This is a genomic window from Micromonospora sp. D93, assembly GCF_018070365.1.
GTDB lineage: Bacteria > Actinomycetota > Actinomycetes > Mycobacteriales > Micromonosporaceae > Micromonospora > Micromonospora ureilytica.
Map to the genome: position 1 here is coordinate 119203 of NZ_JAGPXW010000011.1, position 18817 is coordinate 138019.

The following is an 18817-nucleotide window of genomic DNA, read 5'->3' on the forward strand; positions in this document are numbered from 1 at the left end:
TCACGTCGGACTCGTCGGTCATCAGATCTCGAGCCTGAGGCGATAGCCGCCGTTGCGCTGGTCGGGAGCGATCTTGGCTGCGAGGCTGATAGCGGACGGGTTGACCTTGACACGGTGGCAAGGTCTTCACTGGGGCGGAAAGGGGGATTCCGATGACCACGCCGAAACAGGATATGAACGCGATGGGGGTTCTCCGCGGGCTGGAGAGCATCGACTCGTCCGTGCGGCTGCGCGCGGCACTGACGATCGGCACGACCCCTGACTCGCAGCTCATCGACACGCTCATCGAGCGATGCGCGGTCGAGCCCGAGTTCTCCGTACGCGAGATGCTCACCTGGGCGCTCCTGCGCCACCCACCCGCACTGACCGTTGCGAAGCTCACCGATGAGCTCCGCTCGGAGCGCGCGCAGGCCCGAAGTCAGGCGTTGCACACGCTGTCCAAGATCGGGGACCGGCGAGCCTGGCCGGCGATCACCCGGGCGCTACTGACCGACGCCGACGACGAGGTGGCGCGGAGCGCCTGGCGTGCCGCGGTCGTGCTCGTACCCCCCGGTGGGGAGCCCGCGTTGGCCACTGTGTTGTCGACACAGTTCGGGCGGGGCGGGCGTGAGATGCAGTTGAGCCTCAGCCGGGCGCTTATCGCGCTCGGTGAGGCGGTCATGCCGATCGTGCGCGCCGCGATGGACGATCTCGACCCTCGCGTACGCGCGCACGCGGTCGCCACCCAACGGCTGGCGCAGGACCCGGATGCCGGGTTCGAGTTCGCGATCGAGGCGGCGAAGCGTGTCGTCGCCCTCGGCCCGACGGACGAGAAGGGATGACGCCAGGTGTTGATCGGTGAGGTGGCGCGACGCTCCGGGGTGAGCGCCCGCATGCTCAGGCATTACGACGCGCTCGGGCTGATCCGGCCCACTGGTCGCACCGGCTCCGGCTATCGCGAGTACACCAGCGAGGACATCCGGCTGATCTTCCACGTCGAGAGCCTGCGGTCGTTGGGCCTGTCGCTACGCGACGTCCGCCGCGCGCTCGACGATCGGGACTTCACACCCGCCGAACTCGTCAACGACCTCATTCGGCGGACGCGACTCCGCATCGCGGACGAGATGGAGTTGCTCACCCGACTCCGTCGGATCGCTGCCGCGGACCCCTCCGACTGGGAGGACGTCCTCCAGGTCGTCACACTCCTGCGGGCGCTGGGCTCGGAGAGCGCGGGCACCCGCCAGCGCGCCGCCCTGTCCTCGGTCGGTGAGGGGCCGGTGCCGGTGGAGGCACTTGTCGAGGCGGTGCTGGGTGAGTCGGACCCGAACGTCGCCGGAGCCCTGCGCTGGGCGCTGGCGCAGTCCGGCGACGGCGGGTTGGCGCTGCTGGTCGAGGGCCTCGGCTCACCGGAAGCCGAGGTACGCAAGCGTGCGGTGCAGGCCGTCGCCGAGATTCCGCACGCTGCGGCGACCGACGTGCTGCGGGACGCTCTCGCGCACGCCGACAGCGTGGTCCGCGGGTACGCGGCTCTGGCGCTCGGGGCGCGCGGAGTGGTGGACGCGCTTCCGACGTTGATCGGCATGGTCGCCGAGGAGTTCAAGGATGTCGACGCCGCCGACGCGTTGAGCCTGCTGGCGGCCGACCCCGCGCTGGCAGACCAGATTGCGAACCGGCTCGTTGCCTGCCTCGGGCAGAGCGGCGTCGCACCGTCTGCACGACGGCGGCTCACCGAGGCGTTGGCGGACATCCCGGGAAGCGCCGCCGTACGCGCCCTCACGGACCTGTCGCACGACGAGGACCGCGCTGTCGCACTGACGGCGACCGCCATCCTCGCGCTCCGTGACGCGGCTTCACCATGACCAGACACTGCGGAGCTGTCCGCCGTGGGCGAGGCACCGAGCGAATTGATCATCGTTTGGGCTTCGACTATCGTCCGCGTCCGTGAAATCTTCCCGTCTTGCCTCTGCCATGTTGATCCTTGCCGCTACGACAGCCCTCGCCGCCTGTGGCGACGGTGACAAGGCGACGACCGCCGGATCGACCACGCCCGCTCCCACCTCCGCGGCCCCGTCCGCGGTGGCCACCTCCGCTGCCGCCACGCCGACCTCGTCAGCCGTGGCGGGCGCCGCCAGCGACAAGAAGCTCTGCGAGGCGGTGAAGAAGGCCAGCGACGAGATGAGGGCCGAGATGGTGAAGGTCGTCACGACGGGCGATGCGTCGCCGGCGGACTTCAAGAAGATCTTGACTGGGCTGGAGCAGAAGGTGACCACTGTCGCCTCGACCGGCGACGGCAAGCTGGCCGATGCGCTCCGGACGTTCGCCGCCGAGGCTGGCAAGGCCGCGGCCGCGGCGGACCCGGCGACCGCCGCCGACAACCCGGCCTTCGAGAAGGCCGGCAAGGACGTCAGCGCCGCGTGCAAGGCCACCGGGGTCACCATGGTTCTCTGACCATCGCGCCCGATTGACGGGTGCGATGACGGACGGCCCCCACGCTCAGGCGTGGGGGCCGTCCGTCGACAACGGAGGTGGTGCTCAGCCGCCGGCGAAGGTCGTGTCGACGCCGCACTTGGCGTTCTGGTTGAGGCAGGACTTCACCAGGTCGCCGAGACGCTCCGGCTCCCAGGCGTTCATGAAGTCACCGTGCATGGATGACGGCTTGCCGGAGGAGAGGCTGAGGCCGTCACCGCCCAGCGACTCGTAGTTGACCATGAAGGAGAGATCCGGCACGGCCACCGGGTACGTGCCGGTGCAGACGCCGTTCACCGGGTCGCCCATGTGCGACTTGTGATCGGGTGAGTCGATGTTCTTGCCGTCCCAGCAGTCCTTGAACACGAGCTGGAAGATCAGGTTGCCGCCGGGGGCGCACTTCGGCCAGTTGCCGTCGGCGCTGCGGCCGATCTCGGCGCTGCCCGCGCACCAGAACTGGTTGCTACCGGCGTTCTTCGGTGTGTCCACCTGCCGCTTGGCGTCGCCCTCGACCACCACCAGGCCCGGCGGGAAGGGCTTGACCGTCGACGGGTCCTTGACCCGCGAGCCGTAGTAGATGCGCATGCTCTTGATCGGCACGGCCTTGCCGTCCTTGCGCAGCTCCGGGGTCCAGTAGGCGCTCTTGTCCCCGGGGGCGTTGCAGGTGTTCGCCGCGGCGAACAGCTTGTCCGTCGTGGTGAAGGCGTCGATCTTCGGGCCGAAGAAGGTGTGCATGTGTGAGGCGCCCGAGAGACCCGGCAGGACGATCGGGTCGTCCGGCGCCGAGTTCGCGACGCCGCAGTCGGTGTGGAACTCGGGAACCCGGGTGGTGCCCGGCGGCACCGCCTTCGGCTTGATGGCGTTGAACGCGGCCAGTTCCCTGCTCCACTTGGCCTGGTCGACAGGCACCCAGCCGCCGGCCGGCGCGCTCGGCGGGACGGACGTCGACGGCGACGCGGACGCGGTGGAACTCGGCGTGGCCGAAGGCGCGGCCGACGTGCTGGGCGCGGCCGACGTGCTCGGCGACGTGCCCGCCGCGGGGCCGAACGTGAACCAGTTCAGGTTCACGAAGTCCGACGTGGAGGTGCTCTTCAGGACGACGAAGACGGTCTGCGCGCCCGCCGGCACGGCGGAAGCCTTCGCGGTGACGGTCTTCCACTGCTGCCAGCCGCCGGTCTGGGCGATCGGGAAGCTGGCCAGCAGTTGACCGTTCTGCGCGCCGAGGTGCAGCTCGACAGTGCCGCCGGCGGCGTTGTGCGAGGCGACCCGGGCCGTCAGGTCGACGCCCGTTATCGATACCCCGTCGTAGCGCAGCCAGTCGCCGCTGGCCAGCCAGCCGACGTTCCGGCCGCCGTCGGCGTCGCCGGTGCCCTCGGTCTGCGCCCCGGACTGCGCGGCGAAGGCCTCTGCCTGCACCCGGCCGGGCACGGCGACCTCTTCGGCCTGGGCGCCGGCGATGTAGATGCCGCTGCCGGCCAGTGCGGCGACGACCGCGGAGGCGAGCGTGATGCGAGTGACGCGACGACGCTTTCGCGCCCGGTCCGGCGGTGCGACATGCGCGGGGGGAGTCCGCATTACCAGTGGTTTCCTTCGAGTCGACGACAAAGCTCCTGTCGGAAGGAGTATGTGCACGTCAGGGGGCTGCATCAACTCGCGGGGAAAGAATTAAGGAGGCCGGCCGGCAAGTGTCCTGGCAGCCAGCGCGGCCTCTTGGGATGACAATTTTTCGCTCGTCCAGTCTTAAGTTTGTTTTAAATCCTGGTCGCTCGCTTCTGGTCCGGTGATTACGAATTTCGAGTAACGAATTGTGGTCGAATTCTCGGCCTCAGTCCCGGACCGTCTCGACGGAGATGACCGGCGACAGCGCGCGCAGGAAGTCGGGCGCGTCGAACATCTCGCCGGCGGAGGCGACGCCGCTCGTCCTCGACTGACCATTGAGGATGCGCTGGACCGCCTCCACGGCCAGGGGCGCGCTGACGGCGTAGATGTCGCGGCCACTTGCCACGACACGGCGATGCGTGTCGCCGCGACGCACGATGACGTCGACAATGAACGTCTGCGCTGACCGGCCCCGCTCGTCGACCGCTACCGGCGCGTTCCCGGCGACGAGATCCGTGGCGGCGTCGACGGTCATGTACGTGCGGACCTCGGGGATGGCCAGGTGACGGGGGATGGTGACGATGTCGGCCATGGTGAAGTCACCGAGGACGTTGCGCCGGCCCAGCGGAACGGGGAAGTCCCAGTCCGACCTCGGCAGGTCCCGCTCACCGGAGTGGTACTCCAACCGGCCGCCCGTGTAGCGGACCCGACGACCGGCGCGGCGCTCGCGAGAGACGGCGCCCGCCGCGACCGTCCCGGCCGTCGGGTGCCAGCTGCTCAGTCCGTACGCGACGTGCGCCTCGTCGGCCGACGTCCAGTCGCCCATCGCCGTCGTCGCGAGCAGGTCGCCGAGCCCACCGAAGAAGGCCATCGCCGGGACCACCGCGACACCGGCCGCCCGGGCGCGTTCGGTGAAGTGCGTGAACGTGTCGACGTTGGCCTCGATCTCGGCCGCCACGTCCACGTACGGGATGCCGGCGCGCAGCGCAGCCTCGATCACACCGGCGGCGGTCGACGCGAACGGGCCGGCGCAGTTGATGACCGCGTCCACGCCGGTCAGTGCCGCGTCGAGCGAGACCGGATCGTGCACCGACGCCACCCGGTAGGGGAGTCCGAACGCGTCCAGCTGGCGCGCGTCGCGGCCCACCGGCAGCGCACCGAACCCGCGCTCGCGCAACTCCGTCACCACGAACCGACCGGTGTGCCCGTACGCCCCGAACACCGCCACGCTGTGCCCCATCGCTGCCCCCTCGAAAGATCGACTGGGACCAGCCTCCAGCAGTGGTCGGCGACCGACCAGTGTCGGGAACGCCAACACCCGTACACTTTCGGACATGGCAGTTGTCGCGATCGCAGCCACCGACGGGATGCTGCACTTCGAGCTGGCCCTGGCCTGCGAGGTCTTCGCCCGCGACCCCTCCGGCCTGGCAGACCCCTGGTACGACGTGGTGGTCTGCGGCACCGGCCCGGTGCGGATCGGCCGATTCCTGGTCGAGCCCGACGACGGGTTGGACCGCCTTTCCCGCGCCGACGCCGTGATCATCCCGTCGATCGAGGATGTCGACGTGGACGTACCCCCCGACCTGCTCGACGCCGTCCGCGCTGCCCACCGTGCGGGCGCCCGGATGGTCTCGCTGTGCACCGGCGCGTTCGTGCTGGCCGGCGCCGGTGTGCTCGACGGACTGCGGGCCACCACGCACTGGGCGCACACCGAGGCACTGGCCGCCCGCTATCCCCGGGTACGGGTCGACCCGGACGTGCTCTACGTCGACAACGGCACCGTGCTCGCCTCCGCCGGCAAGGCCGCCGCGATCGACCTGTGCCTGCACCTGATCCGCCGCGACCACGGCTCGACGGTCGCCAACGCCGTCGCCCGCCGCCTGGTCGTGCCACCGCATCGTGCCGGCGGTCAGGCCCAGTACGTCACCACCCCGGTGCCCGCCCGCGACGACCACCCGCTCGCCACCCTGTTCCCCTGGGTGCTGGCCCGCCTGGACCGGCCACTGACCGTCGAGGACCTGGCCCGGCAGGCGAACATGAGCTCACGCAACCTGGCCCGCCACTTCCGGTCGGCCACCGGCAGCACCCCACTGCTGTGGCTGTCGACGCAGCGCATCCGCCGGGCCCAGGAGCTGTTGGAGAACAGCGACGACAGCATCGACGCCATCGCCGAGGCGGCCGGCATGGGCACCGCCACGACGCTGCGTCGACACTTCCACCGCACCGTCGGTGTGGCGCCGGACGCGTACCGGCGCACGTTCCGCAGCGCCTGATCGCGCGCTGCCTTCCCCGGTCACCCCGAGGGCGGGGCGGCCGGGGGAGGCGACAGTCAGGCCAGCGGAGGCGCTGACTCGCTCAGACGGCCGTGCGGCCACCGTCGGCGTCCAGAACCACGCCGGTGACGAACCGTGCCTCGTCGCTGACGAGGAATGCGATGACGGCGGCGATGTCCTCCGGATCAGCGACGAAACCCAGCGGGGCCTGTGCCGCGAGCTGCCCCAGGGCGTCGCCCAGGGCGGCGGATCCCGGAGTGCGGGTCGGGCCGGGGCGCACGGAGTTCACGCGCACTCCCGCCGGGCCGAACTCGGCTGCCCAGCTCTTGGTCAGCAGGTCCAGGGCGGCTTTGCTGGCGCCGTAGACCGAAAGGCCCGGAAGGGCGACTTCGGCGGCGAGCGTGGAGACGTTGACGATCGCTCCACCGCCTCGTGCCGCCATGGCGGGTGCGAGGTTCGCGACCAGGTAGAACGGTGCCTTCAGGTTGGTGCCCAGCACCGCGTCGAAGGTCGACTCCTCGGTGCCCGCGGTCGGTCCACCGGCCCCGATCGCCGCATTGTTGACCAGGATGTCGAGGGTTCCGCCCGCCGATTCGGCAGCCCGGGTGGCCTTGGCCGCGAGTTCCGCCGCGGATCGGGCGTCACGGAGGTCGGAGGCGACGAAGTCGGCCTCTCCGCCCTCGGCGCGGATCTCCTCCACCACTTTCAGTCCTCGTTCGACATCGCGGCCGGAGGCGATGACATGGACGCCGCCGCGGGCGAGCTTGAGTGCGGTGGCGCGACCGATTCCGCTCGTCGAGCCGGTGATGAGGGCAGTCTTGGTTCCCACGGGATCTCCTTGCTGAGTGGTTGCAGATGGGCCTGGCGGGTGCGACCAGGTGGCGTCGGTGCGGCTCGACCGTGGACGCGTCACAGGTTCTTCAGGAAGGCGACGCGGTCGGCCATCGCGCCGCGTGCCACCCGGGACTCGGGTGCGAACTGGTCGAATCCGTGGACCGCGCCGGGGCGCACCGGGTTCGCCGGCTTGTACAGACGCAGCGCAATGGTGTGCCCGTCCGCGGACGGCACGGTGACGTCGACGACCTCGGCACGGTTGTCGGGTTTCACGGTGGCCGCCAACCCGCCATATACGGCGTCGATGGTGGCCCGTCGAGTCCTCCAGTCACCGACGGCCGGTGGTGTCGGTGGAGCGGCGGCGGCGATCGCGCCGACGGCCTCGAGAAGTTCGTTGTCGATGCTGAGCACTGCTGACCCTCAACGTCTCGTGATTGTGTAGCCTCGAATACGTACGACGTACGTAAGAGTTGCTCGCGTACGCTGTACGTGTCAAGTGACATGGGGCACGTCGTCAGGGGAGCCAGCATGAGAGCCCGTTTCACCCTCGCGGACATCCAGCAACACGCGCTGGTGATCGTCGACCGGGATGGGTTGGCCGGGCTCACCATGCGCTCCCTCGCGGCGTCCCTGAAAACCGGCGCCATGACCCTCTACAACTACGTCGACAGCCGCGAAGCCCTTGAGGAACTCGTGGTCGACGCCGTCTCGTCCCGCGTTCAGATACCGGAGCCAACCGACGACTGGCGGGCCGACACTCGTGCCGTGGCCACCGCCATGTGGCGGACCTTCCGGGCGCACCCGGCGGTCATCCCGCTCATACTCACCCGTCGCACCTCCTCCCGGGCCAGCCTCGCTCCGGCCGAGGCGCTCGCGGCAGCCCTCGCCCGTGGAGGTCTGGACGGCGTCGACCTGTTCGTCGCGTTCCGCGCCGTCTCGGCGTTTGTCACGGGTATTGCGCAGAACGAGTTGGCCGGTGCGCTCTCGCGTGAGAAGGATCCGGCCTCTGCCGCCAACCGCGTCGAAGCGCTTGCGCGAGGTGCTCTGCCGACCCTCGCCGAACTGGCCCCGGTCGGGGCGGTGTTCAGCGGGCAGGAGTTCGAGCGTGGACTCACGCTCGTCCTCAACGGCATCACGCACACTCCCCGCCCGTTCAGCCCTCACGATCAGGCAGGCCACTAGCGTCGAACTCACGGTGGGCGGACGTCGTGGTGGGACGCCGAGGCGGGCTACGCGCGGAGGACGTCGCTGGTGGGAGTTCGGCAGAATGCCAAGCTCCTGCTCTGCCGGCGGTCGGGGGTTCCAATGGGCTACAGCTTCGAGCACGTTGATTTGCCCGAACCCGCCGCGACCGCGCGCGCCCACGCCGAAACGTGCATGGATCTGGACGCGTCGTGCGGCAACTGGCCACAGTGCTACGAGGAGTACTCATGGCTCGCCGCCGCCTACCGGTTCGCTCTGAACGCGGCCGCCATGGAGTTCTGTCGGGAACGCCTGCGGTCAGCCGGCATGACCTATCAGGCAACGCCGCAGCCCTTTCCGGACTGGCCGTTCGACAGCATGGACGACTGGCGCAACGATCAGCGCCGACGCGACGCCTACAACGCGGCCGAACGGGCGGCAGCCGCGCAGACGAGCCCCGGCAAGGTGGGGATCCCCGAGTTCAAGCTGACGAGCAACGGCCCCTGGGTGGTGGGCGAGACCGAGATCGAGCAGGCGTTGATTCTCTACGAGGCGTCGCCGACGAGCCTGCGCGCCGAGTGGGAGACCGACGAGCTGTGGGTCACCTGGCTCGACTGGCTGAGGGAGACGCGTACCCACGGCGGCTTCACCGTCAGCTGACCGTGTCGCTAGCGCTGGTCGGGGCGTTGCCGGGCGAACGCGTCGCGCTTGCCCCAACGGCCGGGGATGTCCAGAAGCGCGATCTGCCCGAAGGTGGTGGGCAGCGCCGGGTCCACGGCCAGGTGGTCCTCGTGCGGGTTGATACCGAGCATGGTGCGGATCAGCAGCATGCAGGCTCCGCTGGACCATGCCTGCGGGCTGCCTGCGGTCGGGTACCGAATCGGAAACCTGGTGGTCTCGCGGTCGAACCCGCCGAACGCCTCGGGTAGCCGACCCTCGAAGTAGGTGGCGGCGGAGAGGATGCCCTCGGCGATGCGGGCCGCCTCATTGCTGAACCCGTAACGGCGGAGGCCCCAGGCGATGAACGAGTTGTCGAACGGCCAGACCGTGCCGTTGTGGTAGCCGAGCGGGTTGTAGCGGCGCTGCCCCTCGGCGAACGTCCGCACCCCCCAACCGGAGAAAAGCGCCGGGCCCATCAGGTGCTCGACCACCCGGGGAGCCCGTTCCGGTGGCACGATGCCGCTCCACAACAGGTGCCCGATGTTGGACGACAGGCTGTCCACGGGAGTGCCGTCGTGGTCGAGCGCGAGGGCGTAGAAGCCGCGGTCCTCCAGCCAGAAGTCCCGGTTGAACCGCTCGTACAGCGCCGCCGCCTCGCGCTCCAGCCGCTCGGCGAAGGCAGGATCACCCCAGAAGGTGCGGGCCAGCCGTGCTCCTCGGATCTTCGCGTCGTAGGCGTACCCCTGGGTTTCGCAGGTGGCCCTCGGGAAGCCCGGCAGCCTGCCGTCGGCGTAGGAGATGCTGTCCCAGGAGTCCTTCCAGCACTGGTTGTCCAGTCCGGTGGCGCGGTTGCGTCGCTGGTACCAGACGTAGCCGGTGGAGGTCAGGTCCGCGTACCTGTCGATCCAGGCGAGGGCCGCGCGGGCCTCCTGCTCCAACTCGATCACCAGCGCGGTGTCGCCGCTCCACCGCTCGTACTCGTCGAGCAGCACCACGAACAGCGGGGAGGCGTCCACCGTGCCGTAGTAGGGGGAGTGCGGCTGCTCCTCGAAGGCGGCCGACTCCCCGTAGCGCAGCTCGTGCAGGATCCGGCCCGGGTCCTCCTCCAGCACGTCATCGGTCCGGGCCCCCTGTAGCGACGCGAGGATCCGCAGTGTCGGTGGGGTCAGCGACGGGGTGACGGGCAGGGTCTGCAGGCAGGTCAACAGGCTGTCGCGGCCGAAGAGGGTCATGAACCAGGGCAACCCGGCTGCGGGTACGCTCGCGCCGCCGAGCGAGAGCGGGGCGAAGCGCAGCGCCGCCAGGTCCACCAGGCTGCGGTGGTAGACCTGCTGGAGGCCGACGCTTTCGGTGTCCAGGGTCGGAGCCGCCGCGACCCAGGCCCGCACGCTCGTGGGCAGGGTGGAGTCGTCCGGCCGTAGGGCGCGCAGGGCGGAGCGCAGGTCGACACCGTCCGGACGCAGCGCCAGCATGACGGCCTGCAACCGGGTCGACCACTGCTGCCCGGGACGCAGGCGGACCGCGAACCGGAGGCCGCCGGGGTCGAACTCGGCGGGCTCGCTCGCCGACACGACAACCTCACGTCGGTACGTGCCGCGCCGGTAGCCCAGGCGCAACTCGTTCGAGCCGACGTTTGTGTAGTGGGCGCCGGCCTTGTCACCGATGTCGAACTTGATCTCGAAGATGTCGGCGAAGTCGGCGGCCACCTCCAGACGTACGTCGAGCGTCATGTCCCGCTCGCCGTAATTGAAGATCGTCAGCGACTCGGTGAGGTCCGGGCCGATGCGCCGGCGCCGAATGGCCGACACGTCGGCCTCCACGTAGTCCACCGCCGCGCCCGGTACCACGAAGAACGTGACCTCGAAGTACTGGCTGTCGTCCACCGACAGTGCGGTCATGCACTCGCCGTTGACGGTGAGCCTCCAGCGGGACAGGAAGCGCGTGTCGGCCGCGAAGAGGCCGACCGGGGTGCTCGGGGACGACTCCACGTCGCCGCTGGCGTCGGAGACCATGAAGGTGTTGCCGTCGATGCACGCCACGGTGCCCGCGATGTCCCTCATCGGTCACGTCCCACTGTCGGGCGTGTAGTGCTGCCGCGGCCCATGCTTTCGCGGAAACAGCCGCCCGATGCGCAACGCCAGGGCGAGGTCACCGTCGACCATGATCTCGCCCCGGGTGATCGCCGCCAGCCCGTTCACCTCGCCCCGCGCCATCGCGTTCGCGACCTGCGCGGACACCTGGATCACAGTGGTGGCGGGACCACCGCTTCGGGTCACCCGCATCCGGCCATGATCGATGTCCAGCCGCCACTGCTCCAGGTGGCCGTCGTCGCGGATGTCGAATCGCACGCTCCCGCAGACCTTGCTGAACCGCGGATCCTGGCCAGCGACCGTCAAATGCTCGAAGAAGGCGCTGGTCGCCGACATCCCACCTCCTCGGGCGCTAGTAACAGCGGATGCCGGCTACCCGGTACGGATCACTCCTAACACCGGCCGGCGCCCTCGTTCAGGGTGCGAGCGGGGTCCCGAGGTTGAAGTCCACCACGACCGGCGCCCGGCGGACCCGCACGGGAGTCGCGGCGTCGAAGCCGGCGGCGTCGCGGTGCCAGACCGGCAGGGCGTACGTGCAGTCGCAGCGCAGCTTCACCCGCTGCCCGGGGAGCAGGCGCAGGGCGTAACCGCTGCCCACGTCCGCCACGCCGGCCAGGTCCCCGGTGGTCGCGTCGAACGCGATCACCTGGCCGTAGGTGAGCAGCTCGTCGACCCGTACCGCCCCGGTGAGCGGTGTCCCGGCGGGCAGCGCCTGATTCAGGGTCGCCGTCTGGTTGGCGCGGACCCGCACCGGCCGCGCCTGCTGCCGACCACCCACCCCACCGGACCACACGGTGGCCAGCCCGGCAGCGACGAACTGCACCGGCCAGTGGTACGGGCCGAGACCGGTGATCGTGTAACGGCCGTCCTCGTCGGTGGTCGGGCCGTGGTCGTCGTACTTCGGGTGCGGCACGTAGGGCACCACCATCACCAGCGCACGGGGCACCGGTGCGCCCGTCGCCGCGTCGGTCACCACCCCGACGACGGTGCCCGGCGGGTCGAGCCGGATGGTCGGTGCCCTGGTCACCGCGCCGGGCCGCACCCGGATCACCTGTGCCCGCTCGCGTTCACCGGTGCCGCCGTGTCGGCCGACCCACTGCAAGCCGTACGCCGTCGCGTCGTAGGGGCTCACCAGCAGCCGGTACCTGCCCGGGGCGACGTCGCCGGTCACCAGGTTGCCCTGCTCGTCGGCGCAGCCCCCATACCGCCCGTCTTGGTCCTCGCCGAGGCCGACCGCCGACAACGCGGCGGCGTCCACCGGGACGAGCGCGGCGCAGGCCCGAGGGACCGGTGCGCCGGTCGCCGCGTCGCGCACCACGGTGCGGACGCTGCCGGGCGCGGTCGACCCTGGGGTACGCGCGTCGGCCGGCGCGGCGGTCTCCACGACGAGCAGTGCGACGGCGACGGTGGCGGTGAGGTAGCGCAGGAGAGCCCGGCTCATGGGGGTGTCCTTCCGGCGGCGCGGCGGGTTGGGCCGACGGTAACGGCTCTCAGTTGATCCAAATCGGTCAATGTCGCGATGCCGACCCACGCCTGGGGCGTTCCCACCCAAGCTGCCGCATCGGACGTTCTACCCCGAACCTGGCGCATGCGGCACCTGTACGACATAGCGTCACGGGGGCGGAAGCACCGCCGCCCCCGCCGGCGGACCGGCGGCGACGTCCACCGGAAGGGACCGGACATGAGTCGTGTCGACACTGTGCTCCTACCGGAGCTGGACGGGCCGGTGCCGGCGACACTGCCGAGCGCGCTCGGCCTGCTGAGCCTGGCCCTGGGAGTGGGCGCCCTGGTCGCGCCCGGACCCATCGCCCGGATGACGGGGGTGGACGACGCTCCGGCCGCGCGGTCCGTGCTACCGGCCATCGGCCTGCGCGAGCTGGGCAGCGCCGCCGGCCTGCTCAGCGGCCGCCGCCCGGCCGGCTGGGTCTGGAGCCGGGTGGCCGGCGACGCGATGGACCTCACAGTGCTCGGACGAGCCCTCGCCGACCGTGACGGTGAACGCCGCCGCCGGGTCGCGCTGACCACCCTCGCCATCGCCGGAATCACCGCCGTCGACCTGCTCGCCGCCGTACGCGTCGGCCGGGCTCGACGCGCCCGCGCCCGGGTGATCCGGATGGAGATCGCGGTGACCGTGAACCGGTCGCCCGCCGAGGCGTACCGGTTCTGGCGGGACATGGAGAACCTGCCCCGGTTCATGGCGCACCTGGAGTCCGTACGCGCCGACGACCTGCGCCGCTCGCACTGGATCGCCCGTGGTCCCGCCGGGCACCGGGTCGAGTGGGACGCCGAGATCATCGACGACCAGCCGAACAAGTCGATCACCTGGCGGTCCCTGCCGGGGACCCGGGTGCCCAACGCCGGGCGGGTCCGGTTCGTGCCCGCGCCCGGCGACCGGGGGACCGAGGTGCGGGTGGAGCTGCGCTACGCGCCGCCGGCCGGCGCGCTCGGCCGAGCGGTGGCGAAGCTCTTCGGCGAGGAACCCGAGCAGCAGGTCCGTGACGACCTGCGCCGGTTCAAGCAGGTGCTGGAGACCGGCGAGGTCGTCCGCTCCGAGGGCAGCCCCAACGGCATCTCCGTACGCCAACAGGCCATGCAGCGCCCCGCCCAGCCGCTGCCCGCGTCGCGCCGCTGACCGCCCACGCATCCGAAAGGGACCGACCATGAAGGCCACCGCCTGGATGGGCACCGACAGCGTCAAGGTGATCGACGTGCCCGACCCGAAGATCATGAATGCGCGGGACGCGATCGTCCGGATCACCACCACAGCGATCTGCGGCTCCGACCTGCACCTCTACCACGGCTACATCCCCGCGATGCGCAAGGGCGACATCCTCGGCCACGAGTTCATGGGCGAGGTCGTGGAGGTGGGCCCGCAGGTCCGCAACCTCAGCCCCGGCGACCGGGTGGTGGTGCCCTTCCCGATCGCCTGCGGGCACTGCTCCTCCTGCCAGCGTGGCCTCTACTCGGTCTGCGAGAACTCCAACCCGAACGCCGGCATCGCCGAGAAGATCATGGGGCACTCGCCGGCCGGCATCTACGGCTACTCCCACCTGCTCGGCGGCTACGCCGGCGGTCAGGCCGAGTACGCCCGGGTGCCGTTCGCCGACATCGGCCCGCTCAAGGTGCCCGACGAGGTCAGCGACGACCAGGCGGTCATGCTCGCCGACGTGTTCCCGACCGGCTACATGGGCGCCGAGATGTGCGACATCAAACCCGGCCAGGTGATCGCGGTCTGGGGCGCCGGGCCGGTGGGGTTGTTCGCCGCGGCCAGCGCCCGGCTGCTCGGCGCGGAGCGGGTGATCGTCATCGACCGGTTCCCGTACCGGCTGCGGCTGGCCGAGGAGCACGTCGACGCCGAGACGATCAACTACGAGGAAGCCGACGTGCTGGACACCCTCAATGAGATGACCGCCGGCCGTGGCCCCGACGCGTGCATCGACGCGGTGGGCCTGGAGGGCCACCACGGCAACGCCGCCATGTACGCGTACGACCGGGCCAAGCAGGTCGCGCGGGTCGAGACCGAACGGCCGTTCGCGCTGCGGCAGGCGATCCTGGCCTGCCGCAGCGGAGGGGTGGTCTCGGTCGTCGGCGCGTACGGCGGCTTCGTCGACAAGTTCCCGATGGGCGCGTTCATGAACCGGTCGCTGATCATGCGGACCGGCCAGTGCCACGTCCAGCGCTACACCCGGCCGCTGCTGGAGCGCATCCGGCGCGGCGAGATCGACCCGAGTTTCATCGTCAGCCATCGGATGCCGCTGCGCGACGCCCCGAAGGGCTACAAGATCTTCCAGAAGAAGCAGGACGACTGTACGAAGGTGCTGCTCAAGGTGTGACTGGCGGCCAGGTCTGCCGGCCGGGGATGCCTAACGCGCTGCCTTTGGAGCTGATGTCGCAAACGAATCAGCCCGGCTGGCTTTCGCTGCCTCGGCCGGGAGGCCGGCGGCCGGGGCGGGACGGGTTGGCCCGGCGTGGCCCGGGGTGGGGCCGAGGTTGGCCCGGCGTGGCCCGGCGTGGCCCGGCGTGGGGCCGAGGTTGGCCCGGGGAGAGATGATGTCGTATGCGATTCAGCTCCAAAGGAGCCGACCAGCACCTCAGCCACCCACGCCTGTCGCTCTGCGTGAACGGGGCACCGGGCCCGGCCTTCGCTCGGCGCGAGCTGGCGTGTCGCCATGGAGAGTGCTGACACGTCGGTGACTGTCTCGGCCGACCTCACTGTCCGACTGCGACCGGTTGCCGAGCCCACCCAACGATGCTCCGGCCGCTCTGCACCGAGCCGGGCCTGATCGGGTTGGACTGGGCCGGCTTCCGGGACGCCGGGCATTGTGCCGGCCAGCGAGTTTCGGGCTGGCCAGTGGCGCGACGGTTACCTGTACAGCCGGCTGCGCGACGACCCGTCCCCCTGGGACCCGACGCCGCACTAGCGCGAGCGGACTCCCGGCTCCACCGTCAGGGTCCCCGCCGAGGCGTCGATCGTTGCCCGCGCGCCGAGCGGAACGGTGAGCTGCCCGTTGCCGTGGCCCAGTCGTAGCCCGCCCAGGACCGGCACACCAAGGTCGGACAGGCGGTCCTTCAGCACCGCCGCCGCGTCCCACTCACCGGGTTCACCGACGCTGTTGGTGATCTGGCCGATGACCACCCCGGCGACCCTGGACAGCACACCGACCCTGCGCAGCTCGGTCAGCATCATGTCGATGCTGTACGGAGCCTCGTCCACATCCTCGAAGAACAGGATCGCGTCGTTGAACCTCGGTGAGTCCGCCGCGCCGAGCGATGTCGAGATCAGTGTCAGGCAGCCGCCGAGCAGGGGCCCCGACGCCCGACCCGGCACCACCACGGAAGCGGCTGTCTCGGCCGGGTCCCTGACGATCGTGACGGGCGCGGTGGTCATCACCGCCCTGCGGAGCGCCTCGGCCGACTCGGCGCCGGTGCGGTCGTCACTCCAGTTGACCATGGGGCCGTAGAAGGTGACCAGGCCGGTATCGCGCCAGAGCTTGCCGTGGATGCTGGTGATGTCGCTGAAGCCGACGACCACCCTGGGGTCCCGACGGAGAACGGAGACGTCGATCTGGTCGACGATCCGCTGCGTGCCGTAACCGCCGCGGGCGGCGAAGACGGCACGGATTCCCGGGTCGGTGAGGGCCGCGTTCAGGTCGGCCAGCCGTTGCGCGTCGGTGCCGGCCAGATAGCCGTACTTGGTGAAGACGTGCCTGCCCAGCTCGACCTCCAGGCCCCAGCTCCGCAGGATCTCGATGCCGCGAGCCATGTTCGTGGGGTCGGGCGTGCTGCCCGGCGAGACGACCCGAACCCGGTCACCGGGTGCCAGCGCCGGTGCCCGCAGGACCCGCTTCGCGGCGACCGGCGCGGCCTGCGCGGACGCGGCCTGCGCCGTGCCGACGAGCATCGCGCCGCCGGCGGCCGCCGCTCCCATCCGCAGCATGTGGCGACGGGACAGAGGCACCCGCGTTGGCCTCTGGGTCGGAGCTGGGTCTGGTCCAGACGTGGCCATCGGCGTCCCCGTTCATCGTGATAAGACGATGTGTGAGCCGCCACAGCCTACGACAGTCTTCGATGGCGATGGGGGTCCACAAGGGACATCGCCCGGGGTCGGCCTCCACGCAGACCGGCACTGTCGGACCGGGGGCGACGTGACTGGCGGTTTTGTGAGGCCCCGCCCGCCGATGGCGGGGAGTCCGGATCCGCGCGTGACCCCGTTTGTGGCCAGGGAGCCTGGGAACTCGCCCCGTTCGTCCGCAGGCAGCCCTGACGGCATGTCGAGGAGAAGCGAAGGAGCGGGTCATGGAGTACGAGCAGATGATCGCCACGGTACGACAGCGCGCCGGCCTCGGTGAGAACGAGGCCGTGCGGTCCATCCAGGCAGTCCTGTCGGTGCTCGGTGAACGGCTCGCCGGACAGGAGGCGGACAACCTGGCGGCGCAGCTACCGGATCGGCTGGACGCGTCGGTCACCCGTAATCCGCAGGGCCGCCGGTGGGACATTGGTGAGTTCCTGAAGCACGTCGGCGACCGCGAACAGGTCGCGAACGCGGACCACGTGCGTCAACACGCCCAAGCGGTGTTGCGTACCGTCGCCGAGGCGCTCAACGACGACGAACGGCACGACCTGCTCGCCCAGCTTCCCGGCGGCATCACCGATCTCTTCGGTGTTCCCACCCCGCGAGGCTGAGCCCCCCGCCGATCGGACTACCCGGGGCGCTCACGGGATCGGCCACTCGTGCACCGGGCGGTTGCTGTGCATCAGGTCCACGTAGTGCCGGACCACCTCGCGCAACGCCTCCGGCCGGTCCAGGTGGTCGGCCGACTCCAACCGGTGCAGCGTCTCCACCTGCCAGCTCGCCCCGTTGCGGCTGGTCAGGCACCGCTGCTCGATGATGCCGAGCAACCGGTCCCGCTCGGTGGGGTCGAGCCCCCACCGGTCCAGGCCGTGATGCGCCATCGGCAGCAACCGGCGCAACACCAACTCGGTGACGGGCAGGTAGCCGAGACCCGGCCAGAAGACCTGCGCGTCGATGCCGTGCCGGGCGCAGCTGGTGAAGTTCTCCTCGGCGGCGCTGAACGACATCTGCGACCACAGTGGCCGGTCCGATTCGGCGAGGGCGCGCACCAACCCGAAGTAGAAGGCGCCGTTGGCGATGGTGTCCAGCACGGTCGGGCCGGCAGGCAACACCCGATTTTCCACCCGCAGGTGCGGGCGGCCACGCGACACGTCGTACACCGGGCGGTTCCACCGGTAGACGGTGCCGTTGTGCAGGCGCAACTCGGCCAGATTGGGCACCTCGCCAGCAGCCAGGGCCTGCGCCGGATCCTCCGGGTCGCAGACCGGCAGCAGCGCCGGGAAGTAGCGCACGTTCTCCTCGAACAGGTCGAACACGCTGGTGATCCACCGTTCCCCGAACCAGACCCGGGGGCGTACCCCCTGGGCTTTGATCTCTTCCGACCGGGTGTCGGTGGCCTGCTGGAACAGCGGGATGCGGGTCTCGCGCCACAGCTCCCGGCCGAAGAACAGCGGCGAGTTCGCGCCGACCGCGACCTGGATGCCGGCGACCGCCTGGGCGGCGTTCCAGTAGTCGGCGAAGTGGGCGGGGCTGACCTGGAGGTGGAACTGGGTGCTGGTGCAGGCCGCCTCAGGGGTGATCGTGTCGGCGGTGACCGCCAGCCGTTCCACCCCGCTGATGGCGATCGGCAGATCCTCACCGCGGGCCGCGAAGATCTGCTCGTTGAGCAGCTTGTAGCGGGGATTGGCCGACAACGTCTCGGCGGTCAGGTGCTCGGGGCGCAACGTCGGCAGGATGCCGATCATGACCATGTGCGCGCCGATCGCCCGGGCCTTCACCTCGGCGGCGTTCAGGCTGGCCCGCACGTACTCCTCGAAGTCGGCCGTGCCGGTGCCGGTCAGCCGGCGCGGCGGCACGTTGATCTCGACGTTGAACTGGCCCAACTCGGTCTGGAAGCTCGGGTCGGCGATGGCCGCCAACACGTCGGCGTTGCGCATCGCCGGGTTCGACGCCTCGTCGACCAGGTTCAGCTCGATCTCCACGCCGGTCATCGGCCGGTCGACGTCGAAGCGGGACTCCCGCAGCATCTCGGCGAAGACATCCAGGCAGCGGCGGACCTTGTCGCGATAGCGGGCCCGATCCTCTCGACTGAAGGTTCGCACGCCGACGTCCTCGCCCATGGTCACCACCCCGTCACCGCTGGTCCCCCTAACCTCGCACGT

The 18817-nt window shown here is 70.4% G+C and carries 18 protein-coding genes; 9 read left to right on the plus strand and 9 right to left on the minus strand.

Annotated elements, in window-relative coordinates; translation table 11 throughout:
* Window positions 1–173 precede the first annotated feature (173 nt).
* The 3 genes from KBX71_RS15275 (at window position 174) to KBX71_RS15285 (ending at window position 2427) form a co-directional block, all read left to right on the plus strand.
* Window positions 174–821 carry a HEAT repeat domain-containing protein gene (locus tag KBX71_RS15275; RefSeq protein ID WP_210818752.1) on the plus strand — a complete coding sequence of 216 codons (648 nt, stop codon included), beginning with the start codon at window positions 174–176 and terminating at the stop codon, window positions 819–821.
* A 6-nt stretch (window positions 822–827) separates the two neighbouring features.
* Window positions 828–1838 carry a HEAT repeat domain-containing protein gene (locus KBX71_RS15280; protein WP_210818586.1) on the plus strand — a complete coding sequence of 337 codons (1011 nt, stop codon included), beginning with the start codon at window positions 828–830 and terminating at the stop codon, window positions 1836–1838.
* Window positions 1839–1920: 82 nt separating this feature from the next.
* Complete coding sequence (locus tag KBX71_RS15285) at window positions 1921–2427, plus strand: hypothetical protein (protein ID WP_210818588.1); 507 nt, start codon at window positions 1921–1923, stop codon at window positions 2425–2427.
* Between the two features lie 84 nt (window positions 2428–2511).
* On the opposite strand, the gene KBX71_RS15290 is transcribed toward KBX71_RS15285, so the two are convergent.
* Both KBX71_RS15290 and KBX71_RS15295 read right to left on the minus strand, forming a co-directional pair.
* Window positions 2512–4020, minus strand: coding sequence for a DUF1996 domain-containing protein (locus tag KBX71_RS15290; protein WP_210818590.1), 1509 nt, complete (start codon window positions 4018–4020; stop codon window positions 2512–2514).
* A 250-nt stretch (window positions 4021–4270) separates the two neighbouring features.
* Window positions 4271–5284: an NAD(P)H-binding protein gene (locus tag KBX71_RS15295; RefSeq protein WP_210818599.1), complete on the minus strand. Its 1014-nt coding sequence runs from the start codon at window positions 5282–5284 to the stop codon at window positions 4271–4273.
* Window positions 5285–5378: 94 nt separating this feature from the next.
* On the opposite strand from KBX71_RS15295, the gene KBX71_RS15300 reads away from it, so the two are divergent.
* Entirely contained in the window at window positions 5379–6317 is a 939-nt protein-coding gene (locus tag KBX71_RS15300) for a helix-turn-helix domain-containing protein (RefSeq protein ID WP_210818601.1), read from the plus strand.
* Window positions 6318–6399: 82 nt separating this feature from the next.
* Here KBX71_RS15300 and KBX71_RS15305 read toward each other — a convergent pair whose 3' ends face one another.
* The gene (locus tag KBX71_RS15305) at window positions 6400–7146 is read right to left on the minus strand and encodes an SDR family NAD(P)-dependent oxidoreductase (RefSeq protein WP_210818603.1); all 747 of its coding nucleotides are present in this window, start codon (window positions 7144–7146) and stop codon (window positions 6400–6402) included.
* 80 nt (window positions 7147–7226) lie between these two features.
* The gene (locus KBX71_RS34585) at window positions 7227–7562 is read right to left on the minus strand and encodes a hypothetical protein (protein WP_210818605.1); all 336 of its coding nucleotides are present in this window, start codon (window positions 7560–7562) and stop codon (window positions 7227–7229) included.
* A 117-nt stretch (window positions 7563–7679) separates the two neighbouring features.
* Between KBX71_RS34585 and KBX71_RS15315 the strand changes: the two genes are divergently transcribed.
* Both KBX71_RS15315 and KBX71_RS33725 read left to right on the plus strand, forming a co-directional pair.
* A complete protein-coding gene (locus KBX71_RS15315) occupies window positions 7680–8333 on the plus strand; it encodes a TetR/AcrR family transcriptional regulator (RefSeq protein WP_210818617.1) in 654 nt (217 codons plus the stop codon).
* Between the two features lie 123 nt (window positions 8334–8456).
* Window positions 8457–8993, plus strand: a complete 537-nt coding sequence (locus tag KBX71_RS33725) for a hypothetical protein (RefSeq protein WP_247683501.1) — start codon at window positions 8457–8459, stop codon at window positions 8991–8993.
* Between the two features lie 8 nt (window positions 8994–9001).
* On the opposite strand, the gene KBX71_RS15325 is transcribed toward KBX71_RS33725, so the two are convergent.
* From KBX71_RS15325 to KBX71_RS15335, 3 genes are all read right to left on the minus strand, one after another.
* Window positions 9002–11053 carry a glycogen debranching N-terminal domain-containing protein gene (locus KBX71_RS15325; RefSeq protein ID WP_247683502.1) on the minus strand — a complete coding sequence of 684 codons (2052 nt, stop codon included), beginning with the start codon at window positions 11051–11053 and terminating at the stop codon, window positions 9002–9004.
* 3 nt (window positions 11054–11056) lie between these two features.
* On the minus strand, window positions 11057–11419 hold the full coding sequence (locus tag KBX71_RS15330; protein WP_210818619.1) for an SCP2 sterol-binding domain-containing protein: 363 nt from the start codon (window positions 11417–11419) through the stop codon (window positions 11057–11059).
* Between the two features lie 79 nt (window positions 11420–11498).
* Window positions 11499–12524 carry a carboxypeptidase-like regulatory domain-containing protein gene (locus tag KBX71_RS15335; protein ID WP_210818621.1) on the minus strand — a complete coding sequence of 342 codons (1026 nt, stop codon included), beginning with the start codon at window positions 12522–12524 and terminating at the stop codon, window positions 11499–11501.
* 240 nt (window positions 12525–12764) lie between these two features.
* Here KBX71_RS15335 and KBX71_RS15340 point away from each other — a divergent pair, with 240 nt between their 5' ends.
* Window positions 12765–13715 carry an SRPBCC family protein gene (locus tag KBX71_RS15340; RefSeq protein ID WP_210818622.1) on the plus strand — a complete coding sequence of 317 codons (951 nt, stop codon included), beginning with the start codon at window positions 12765–12767 and terminating at the stop codon, window positions 13713–13715.
* Window positions 13716–13743: 28 nt separating this feature from the next.
* On the plus strand, window positions 13744–14916 hold the full coding sequence (locus KBX71_RS15345) for a zinc-dependent alcohol dehydrogenase (RefSeq protein ID WP_210818624.1): 1173 nt from the start codon (window positions 13744–13746) through the stop codon (window positions 14914–14916).
* Window positions 14917–15500: 584 nt separating this feature from the next.
* Here KBX71_RS15345 and KBX71_RS15350 read toward each other — a convergent pair.
* Complete coding sequence (locus KBX71_RS15350; RefSeq protein WP_210818769.1) at window positions 15501–16484, minus strand: LD-carboxypeptidase; 984 nt, start codon at window positions 16482–16484, stop codon at window positions 15501–15503.
* A gap of 395 nt (window positions 16485–16879) precedes the next feature.
* Here KBX71_RS15350 and KBX71_RS15355 point away from each other — a divergent pair, with 395 nt between their 5' ends.
* Window positions 16880–17266: a DUF2267 domain-containing protein gene (locus KBX71_RS15355; protein ID WP_210818626.1), complete on the plus strand. Its 387-nt coding sequence runs from the start codon at window positions 16880–16882 to the stop codon at window positions 17264–17266.
* A 30-nt stretch (window positions 17267–17296) separates the two neighbouring features.
* On the opposite strand, the gene KBX71_RS15360 is transcribed toward KBX71_RS15355, so the two are convergent.
* Entirely contained in the window at window positions 17297–18775 is a 1479-nt protein-coding gene (locus tag KBX71_RS15360) for a glutamate--cysteine ligase (protein WP_210818628.1), read from the minus strand.
* Window positions 18776–18817 lie beyond the last annotated feature (42 nt).